The sequence below is a fragment of the Oleiphilus sp. HI0128 genome (genome assembly GCF_001635365.1).
Genome location: NZ_LWGG01000239.1, coordinates 1 through 976, shown reverse-complemented (window position 1 = coordinate 976; position 976 = coordinate 1). Strand labels below are relative to the sequence as shown.

Genomic DNA, 976 nt, shown 5'->3' with positions numbered 1-976 from the left:
GTCAAAATCGTCATTGGTGCCACGGTCCGGGATACGAATAGAAAGATTCCCTTGCATAATCCGCTGGCTGGTTTGGTTAATTAGCTCAACCCTTTTTGCTGTACTACGGCTCATCATAATGCCGCCAAGCATCGCCAGAGCGAAGGTAATTCCCATGCCAAAGTTTATCGCACGTTCGACGAGTTGCTTAACGGCCATAAATTCATTTACATCGCGGCCAACAAGCAGCCTTAGTCCACCAGGCACGATGAATACACGGGCACGAGCAGGCCGGGATTCTTCACCTGGCCACCCTAGATTCTCGCCAAGGGTGAAGTTTAGCCAGCCCTCCTGTACTTCTCCATCTTCAGGCCACTTACTTATATTACCGGCGAGCTTAATAAAGTCTCTGGCGGTAAATAAGTAAATAGCCTTGCCATTTGGGTCTCGCGCGACACGCTCCCGGATAACGCTGATTAAACCGTTGAGCCCTTGCCTTTGGTATTGCTCAGCAAGGCCTATAATTTCAGCCTCAATAGTTTCGTCGGTTTGGCTCGACATGTAGCCGGCAGTAGCCCAATAGATAAAACCCATCAGGATAAAGACAGATGTGGCGAACAGTACCATGTACATGATCGCCAATTGAAAGGTAGAGGTCCGAAGAAGACTAAGAATCTTCACTAAGAATGTATCCCGCGCCTCGAACTGTTTGTAGTAGTTGTTTCGGGAAGTCCTTATCGATCTTTGATCGTAAGCGGCTGATATGGACGTCGATCACATTGGTTTGTGGATCAAAATGATAATCCCAAACCTGCTCCAATAGCATAGTACGAGTCACCACTTGGCCTGCATGTTTCATCAGGTACTCTAGCAAGCGAAATTCGCGAGGTTGTAGGTCGATCTTTTCGCTACCGCGTTTGACAGAGCGGGCTAGCAAATCCATTTCAAGGTCGGCAACTTGCAGGTGAGTCACTTTCTCGGAGCCACTGGTTGCCCC

1 protein-coding gene and 1 pseudogene are annotated in these 976 nt (G+C 48.7%); both read right to left on the bottom strand.

The annotated features are described in order from the left end of the window. Window positions 1-660, bottom strand: a pseudogene (locus A3763_RS03225) (two-component sensor histidine kinase); the annotation flags it as partial. Further along, window positions 647-976: winged helix-turn-helix domain-containing protein (locus A3763_RS03220; RefSeq protein WP_197482725.1), on the bottom strand; the 330-nt coding region annotated here is incomplete at its 5' end. The gene A3763_RS03220 and the pseudogene A3763_RS03225, both read right to left, overlap by 14 nt.